General features: G+C 46.2%; 9 protein-coding genes. 6 read left to right on the top strand and 3 right to left on the bottom strand.

Annotation, left to right across the window (positions count from 1 at the left end):
- The coding region (locus WC259_RS07060) for a Ni/Fe hydrogenase subunit alpha (protein WP_372643863.1) at positions 1-1366 on the top strand (1366 nt) is incomplete at its 5' end.
- A 2-nt stretch (positions 1367-1368) separates the two neighbouring features.
- Positions 1369-1872, top strand: a complete 504-nt coding sequence (locus WC259_RS07055) for a hydrogenase maturation protease (protein WP_012984266.1) — start codon at positions 1369-1371, stop codon at positions 1870-1872.
- Here the strand turns inward: WC259_RS07055 and WC259_RS07050 are convergent.
- The 3 genes from WC259_RS07050 to WC259_RS07040 are packed head-to-tail and all read right to left on the bottom strand — an operon-like array spanning position 1869 to position 3434.
- Positions 1869-2174 carry a hypothetical protein gene (locus tag WC259_RS07050; RefSeq protein WP_011309129.1) on the bottom strand — a complete coding sequence of 102 codons (306 nt, stop codon included), beginning with the start codon at positions 2172-2174 and terminating at the stop codon, positions 1869-1871. The genes WC259_RS07055 and WC259_RS07050 overlap by 4 nt on opposite strands.
- 17 nt (positions 2175-2191) lie before the next feature.
- The gene (locus WC259_RS07045; RefSeq protein ID WP_012984267.1) at positions 2192-2731 is read right to left on the bottom strand and encodes a peroxiredoxin; all 540 of its coding nucleotides are present in this window, start codon (positions 2729-2731) and stop codon (positions 2192-2194) included.
- Position 2732: 1 nt separating this feature from the next.
- A complete protein-coding gene (locus WC259_RS07040) occupies positions 2733-3434 on the bottom strand; it encodes a cytochrome c biogenesis CcdA family protein (RefSeq protein WP_015407003.1) in 702 nt (233 codons plus the stop codon).
- 83 nt (positions 3435-3517) lie between these two features.
- On the opposite strand from WC259_RS07040, the gene WC259_RS07035 reads away from it, so the two are divergent.
- The 4 genes from WC259_RS07035 to WC259_RS07020 form a co-directional block, all read left to right on the top strand.
- Positions 3518-4657, top strand: coding sequence for a RecB family exonuclease (locus tag WC259_RS07035; protein ID WP_372643858.1), 1140 nt, complete (start codon positions 3518-3520; stop codon positions 4655-4657).
- Between the two features lie 20 nt (positions 4658-4677).
- Positions 4678-5166 carry a small multi-drug export protein gene (locus tag WC259_RS07030; protein ID WP_012984269.1) on the top strand — a complete coding sequence of 163 codons (489 nt, stop codon included), beginning with the start codon at positions 4678-4680 and terminating at the stop codon, positions 5164-5166.
- Positions 5167-5363: 197 nt separating this feature from the next.
- Entirely contained in the window at positions 5364-6113 is a 750-nt protein-coding gene (locus tag WC259_RS07025; protein ID WP_011309134.1) for a radical SAM protein, read from the top strand.
- A partial coding sequence (locus tag WC259_RS07020; protein ID WP_372643855.1) for a ribonucleotide reductase N-terminal alpha domain-containing protein occupies positions 6114-6947 on the top strand: 834 nt, incomplete at its 3' end.

Here is a 6947-nt window from a genome sequence, read left to right as displayed (position 1 = left end):
TGGTAATGTATCTGATGCCCGCATGCATATTATAGAGCTTCGCGGTTTTGAAAAATTCTGTATAGGGCGTCCGGTAGAGGAAATGCCCCGTATTACCCCGCGTATCTGCGGTGTTTGCCCGCTTTCCCACCATCTGTGTTCTGCTAAGGCCTGTGACAGTGTTTTCGGGGTTACCCCGCCGTCTGCCGGCCGCAAACTGCGTGAGCTGGCTAATGCCACCGCTTATCTGGAAGAACACATTCTCCACTTCTTCTTTTTAGCTGGAGCAGACCTTGTAATGGGTCCGGGTGAAAACTACTCCATGCGCAATGTTTTTGGTATAGCCCAGAAGATGCCTGAACTGGGGCAGAAGGTTATCCGTTCGCGCCATCTGGCCTCAAAAATGCTGGATTACCTGCTGGGAAAAGATATCCACCCTGTAGCGGCTGTGGCTGGCGGATTTTCAAAACCGCTTACTGAAACTGAACGTGAAAAAATGATGGAAATGGCTAAAGAGCTGTTGGAGTTCTCCAAGTTCTCCATAGCTTATGCCAAAGAAAATCTTTTCAGCAAATATGAAGGCCTGATCAAGGAAATAGGTGTTATCAAGACCGGCTTTTTGGGTACGGTGGATAAAAATGGTGCTCTAAACCAGTATGACGGCAATCTTCGCCTTATGCGTCCTGACGGCAAGTTTACCGAATTTGCTCCAAAAGATTACCTTGATCACATTACCGAACGGGTAGAAGACTGGAGTTACGCCAAATTCCCTTATGCCAAGGAGCTGGGTGAGTTCAATATGGATTTGGACAATCCCTCCGGCATTTTCCGGGTAAATACTCTGGCCCGTATAAATGCCTGTGACCGGATTGCTACCCCTCTGGCTCAAAAAGAACTGGAAGAATTTAGGGCTAAATTCGGCCGTCCTGCCCAGCAATCACTCCTTTTCAACTGGGCACGCCTGATAGAGCTTTTATACAATGCAGAAAGAGTGATAGAGCTTCTTTCTGATCCCGAAATTACCAGCACCAATACCCGCGTACCGGTAACTCCCAAAGCCGGTCGAGGAGTGGGTTGTGTAGAAGCCCCCCGCGGCACCCTTATCCACGACTATACTACGGACGAAAATGGTCTGGTTACCGATGCCAATCTGGTGGTAGCTACTGTTATGAACAATGCTGCTATAAACATGTCCGTAAAACAAGCCGCCCAAACTCTTATCAAGGGTGGCAAATACAACGAAACTATTTTAGATGAAATTGAAATGGTTATACGGGCTTATGACCCTTGCTTGTCCTGCTCTACTCACGAGCTTAACGGCAAAGTAGCGGTCAGGCTGGATATAGTTGATGCAAACGGCCAGCTGGTCCAGACTTACTCTAACTAAATATGGATTATTTACCGGAGTATTGTTCCCGTCCGGTGGTTGTATTCGGTTGCGGAAATATACTCTATGGTGATGACGGTTTTGGCCCGGCTGTGGCAGATTACTTAAATACCCATAGCCGGGTTCCTTCTTTTGCCTGCGTTATGGATGTGGGCACAGCTATCCGAGAGCTTTTATTTAACATAATAATAAGCGACACCAAGCCTAAAGTTATAGTTTTGGTAGATGCTATGGAAACAGGGCTGGGAGTAGGGGAAATGGGGCTATTAACGGTAGACCAGGTATCTCCGGAAAAGATAAATGACTTTTCTCTACACCTTATGCCCACTCTGAATATGCTAAAAGAGCTTCATGCTGACGGGGGCGTGAGAATAGATGTACTGGCAGTTAAGCCTGAATACATTCCCCTTGAGATGGAACAGGGGTTAACCGGAAAAGTTCAAAAAGCGGTAGCCGAAACAGCCCGTTATATCGTGGATACCTATTTCAGCCAGCCGCTTCTTTAGTTTATTTCCTGACTCCAGTTCTGCATCATTTCCTTTAGCTTCTGCCCCAGTTTAGGGTTATTCCGCAGGCGTTCAATGAAAATGGGGCAAGCCTCCAGCATGGAGTTTTGGGCGGCGGAAGCCATGGATAACATTTGTTGCATAGCAGCCTCATCCTGAGGTGCATTCATACCCGGACCGCCATTTTGCACCTGACGGCGGATATCTTCAGAGGTGTAGCGCATGGGAGTTGTGCACGCCCGGTACCAGGGGCATTCCTTGCACTGGGCTATATTTGATGCTTCGTTTAATATATCAGTCATTGGTTACTCCTTAGTTCTTAGTTTATCTTGTTTAGCTGGTTATCAAAATCTGTCTGGCTGAAAAATGCCCCGAATTTTATGGCTTTTATTATGCCTTCGGCATTTATAAAATAGGTAATGGGAATATAATTGGCATTATAGGTTTGCCCTGTAGCACCGGTGGTATCCAGCAGTACCGGAAAGGTAAACCGGTTGTCCTTCAGAAACTGCTCTATCAGTGATTTATTTTCTGTTATATTTACCATAAGAATCTTAATGCCGCTGGGGAGAGCCTTGTTTTTTAGGTAGGCCGCTTCAAAGAAAGGCATTTCCTGTTTGCAGTAACTGCAGCTTATTTTCCAGAAGTTTAAAATTACCCCTGAACCCTGCAGGTTACTTAGCCTTATTTCCTGACCCGTAAGGTTTTTCAGGGAAAAATCAGGTGCCAGATTGTTTATTTTAATGCCTGCCACAGGTTGTTCACCATTGTCAGCCGGAACTGGCGTGGTTTGGCTGCAGGCGGACAGGCAAAGGCTACTAAGAAGCAGGAAACTGAGGGCTATAAGTTTACTTTCCATTTCAAATCTGCAGAGTGCTGAAAAAACCTATTCGATTACCAAGTATAAGTATACCAATAAATATCAGTATCACGCCACTTGCACCGTATATAGCAGCTGAGTAGCGGCTGATTTTATGTACGAGCGGTAAGGTCTTTTGAATGAGCAGTCCCAACAGTACAAATGGAATGCCCATACCCAGAGAGAAAACAGCCAGCAGAGCCGAACCATAGAGCGGGCTTTCCCCTCCGAATGTAATGGATAGTATGCTTCCCAGCATTGGGCTTATGCAGGGCGTCCAGGCAAGGGTAAAAACCGCCCCGCTTAAAAAAGACCTGATATATCCCCCGGTTCTCAGGTTTTGCTGACTGGCCAGATGCTTTTCAAAACTGAGGGACGGAAAACGCAGGCTGAGTAGCATATATGTGCCAAAGATAACAAGCATTCCCCCGGAAAGTATCCTTACCCAGAGGTCACTGGGGTTTATGATAACCCCGCCCAGCCCGGATAAAGCCCCAAGGCTGGTAAAGACAAGGCTGAAACCGGCTACAAAGGCTATTGAATGCCGCAGGGCTTTAAAAGAAGTAATGGAGTTTGGCTGGGCATCAAGGACATCAGCTCCGGCCAGACTGGCCAAATAAATGGGCATCATTGGCAGTACACATGGTGAGAAAAAAGCGGCCAGTCCGCCCGCAAGGGCTAAAAGGTAAGATACATCTTCCAAGCCTATCTTGCACCTTCCCATAGCCCTGAGAACAAGGCTATAATGTACTTTAATATTATATCAGTTTTACAGGCGGAGTATTTATGCGTCCCCTTTCTTACAGCCAGATAGACCAGTACCAAAGCTGTCCCCTAAAATACCGTTTTCTCTATAGTGATGGCCTGAAACCGTTAGAAAAGGGATATTTTAGTTTTGGTACAACTTTGCATGACTGTGCCGAGCATTTTTTCAGGGTAAAAGTACCTCCACCCCTCAGTCTGGAAAAACTGATGGAGTATTACCAGTCGCACTGGCGGTCTGGAGGATACGAATCTGTTGAAATAGAAGAAAACTACCGCCAGTTAGGCAGGGAGATACTTGCGGAATTCCATCGCATACACCGGGCTGATTTTCATATGCCGCTGGCAGTAGAGCACAAGTACACCGTAAATCTGGATGGAGTCAAACTAACCGGCAAGATAGACAGGGTGGATAAACTCCCCTCAGGTGAACTCTGTATTGTGGATTACAAGAGTAATAAAGACCTGTTTTCGGCTGAATACGTTCAAGACAACCTCCAGCTAAGCCTTTACCAGCTGGCGGTAGAGCAGATTTGGTATTTGCCGGTAGGTGAACTTTGCCTGTATCACCTGCGTTCAAATACAGTTATGCGTTGTCCTGCCAGAAGTAAAGAGGTTATCGCTGATGCCCGGCGGCTGGTGCTGGAAGTAGCCGGAAAAATAGAAAAGGCCATTTTCCCTGCCTGCGAAAACAATTTTTGCCCGTGTGACTTTGCCCATCTTTGTCCGCTGTATCGCCACAAATATGCACCCCCTCCGCAGTTACCCGAAGCATCACCTATAGATATACCCTTAGCGGTAGAGGAATATGTGATGCTTCAGTCACGGAAAAATGAAATTGAAGCCCGGATAGAAAGCCTCAAAGAGGCTATCATTGAATACTGCCGTGCTAGTTCGCTTGGGCGGGTATTTGGCAGTGAACACGCATTAAGCTACAAAGAGGTTTCACGCAGCGGGTATAACAACCAGGCGGTACATGATTTGCTTGAACCGCTGGGGTTGTGGGATAAGGTTTCAGAACTGGATAAAACCCTGCTTGAGAAATATCTGGAAACAGATGCCTGCGGGAAGGAACTGAAAGACCGGATACTGGCTTTGAAAGAGGTTGTATCCACCTCCCCGCGGTTATATGTCAAACAGGTTTCAAAAGACAAGGATAGTTGAAAGTACAGGTTTATAGATAGATGTTTTTTCAAATAATCGGCGTATTTTTGTTGGCACTGGTGGAAATCTGGCTTGCGATACCTATAGGTTTGATTTGGGGTTTAGACCCGTGGCTGGTTATCCTGCTGGTAATCGGGGGCACTCTGGTTGGAGTAGGTATTATAATCCTTTTGGCAGAGCGGGTACGCAGCGGCTCAAACCGCTGGCTGGATAAAAATCGTACCGGTGATGCAACGTTAAGCCTCTCAGCCCTGTTTGCCCAAATCATTTCTGCCCTGCAGGAAAGACTTCATTCAGGCCGTTTGTACAAAGTCTGGTTGAAATATGGGATTATCGGGTTAGGCATTTTATCTCCCGTGCTGACCAGTGCCCCCATAGCTGCCTTTTTGGGTGTTATGCTAAGTGCAGACAGACTTAAGCTATTTATCTGGATATCAGCCGGGGTGGCGGTTTGGACAACCGGGCTTACTTTGGCTATGCATTTCGGTTTGATACTGCTGGGGATTTAAGCTGATACAAAATATCCGGAATGCTTAGGGAAATATTTAAAAAACCTGATGCTAAAAGCAAAAACATATGGTACAATAAATTCTAGCAAACAAAGAGTTAGATTGCTAAAAGCGATTATTGTTTGGGTATTTTAACAGTGTTATACTTATAAAGGCGAGCCTTCCAAGAGGCTTGCTAATCATGTTTGGGGGACTGAATGAAGGTTTATCATCTGGCATATGAGCCAAGTTACCATTCAATGGATTTTCATTTTTGGACTGAATGTAATTTAAAATGCCGTGGTTGTTATACCAATTACGAGGTTTATGATTTTGGCCTGCTGGATGACCCGGTAGCCGAAATCATTACCCGTGAAAGACAATCTCCTCCCACTGAATTTCTGTCTTTTGACCAGGTCATGGAAAAGATAGACGGGTACACTATAAAATACGCGGTTTTTCTGGGTACTGAAGCGGTACTTGACCCCGAACTGCCTAAACTTGCCAAGGCCGTTCATGAAAAATATGGTTCTTTCAATATCCTGCTGACCAATGGTATCAGGATGCCAGATCTTACAGATATTGACCAGATTATTTTTAGTCTGAAGGCTTACTCCGAAGATATTTATCGTGATTATACCAGCCGTTCAAATAAATCTGCGCTGGAAAATCTGAAGAAAATACATGCTGGTCTGGGTGACCGCAAACTTCACGTGGAAGTGGTGTATATACCTGATTATATTGCCAAAGACGAGATAGAAAAGGTTGCCCAGTTTTTGGCCAGTATAGATAAAGATATGTCTTTCCGTATAGATGCGTATTTCCCAATTCCGGGTTGCCCGTGGCGGGCAGCTAACAAGGAAGAAGTGGAAGAAGCCGCCGTGGTTGCCCGCAAATACCTGAATAACGTAGTAGTACTTACTCTGGATATGAAACGAATCGGTGATAAGGCCGTTAAGGTTTTTTAGATGACAGTAGGATTCGGCAGACAATCAATTCCGGCAAATGTGCGTTTATCCACTACCGCCAAGAGGGTACTGGAGAAGAGGTATCTTAAAAAAGATGATAGTGGCCGGGTGATTGAAACGCCGGAAGATATGTTTCACCGGGTTGCCAAAGTGATGGCATCTGCCGAACACAAATATGCACCGGGTACGGATACCAGCCGTATTGAAGAGGAATTTTATCAGGCTATGTCCCGCTTGGAGTTCCTGCCTAATTCTCCTACCTTGTTGAATGCCGGACGGCAGGCTGGCCAGCTTTCGGCCTGTTTTGTCCTGCCGGTAGAAGATTCCATAGAATCTATCTTCGATGCCGTAAAACAGACGGCTCTTATTCATAAAAGCGGGGGTGGCACCGGGTTTTCTTTCTCTGACCTGCGTCCTGCCGGAGACAAAGTGGGTGAGCTGACGGAAGTGGCCGGAGGACCGGTTTCGGTAATAAATATATTTGCCGCCGCCGCAGATTATGTGCGTCAGGGTGGTGTGCGCCGGGGGTGTAACGCCGCTATTCTGGATGTAACCCATCCGGATATTCTCAATTTTATTTCGTGCAAGGGTGACCCCAATGCCCTTACTAATTTCTATATTTCAGTTGTGGTCACCAGAGACTTTATGACCAAGGTGCGCAGTGGTGAAGACTATGACATTATTAATCCCCATACCGGTGAAGTAGTCCGCAGGCTCAATGCCGCCTGTGTGTTTGATTGTATTGTAGACCAGGCATGGAAAACGGGTGACCCCGGCTTGGTATTTATAGACCGCATAAATGATGATAACCCCACCCCATCCATAGCTCCCATC

This window comes from Dehalococcoides sp., assembly GCF_041654235.1.
Lineage (GTDB): Bacteria > Chloroflexota > Dehalococcoidia > Dehalococcoidales > Dehalococcoidaceae > Dehalococcoides > Dehalococcoides mccartyi_B.
Note: the sequence above shows the minus strand (reverse complement) of the source record. Positions and strands in the feature narration are given on the sequence as shown.

Excerpts from the sequence above, each read along its gene's own strand:
- WC259_RS07055 (WP_012984266.1), top strand. The coding sequence starts at position 1,369 with ATGGATTATTTACCGGAGTATTGTTCCCGTCCGGTGGTTGTATTCGGT.
- WC259_RS07050 (WP_011309129.1), bottom strand. The coding sequence starts at position 2,174 with ATGACTGATATATTAAACGAAGCATCAAATATAGCCCAGTGCAAGGAA.
- WC259_RS07045 (WP_012984267.1), bottom strand. The coding sequence starts at position 2,731 with ATGGAAAGTAAACTTATAGCCCTCAGTTTCCTGCTTCTTAGTAGCCTT.
- WC259_RS07035 (WP_372643858.1), top strand. The coding sequence starts at position 3,518 with ATGCGTCCCCTTTCTTACAGCCAGATAGACCAGTACCAAAGCTGTCCC.
- WC259_RS07030 (WP_012984269.1), top strand. The coding sequence starts at position 4,678 with ATGTTTTTTCAAATAATCGGCGTATTTTTGTTGGCACTGGTGGAAATC.
- WC259_RS07025 (WP_011309134.1), top strand. The coding sequence starts at position 5,364 with ATGAAGGTTTATCATCTGGCATATGAGCCAAGTTACCATTCAATGGAT.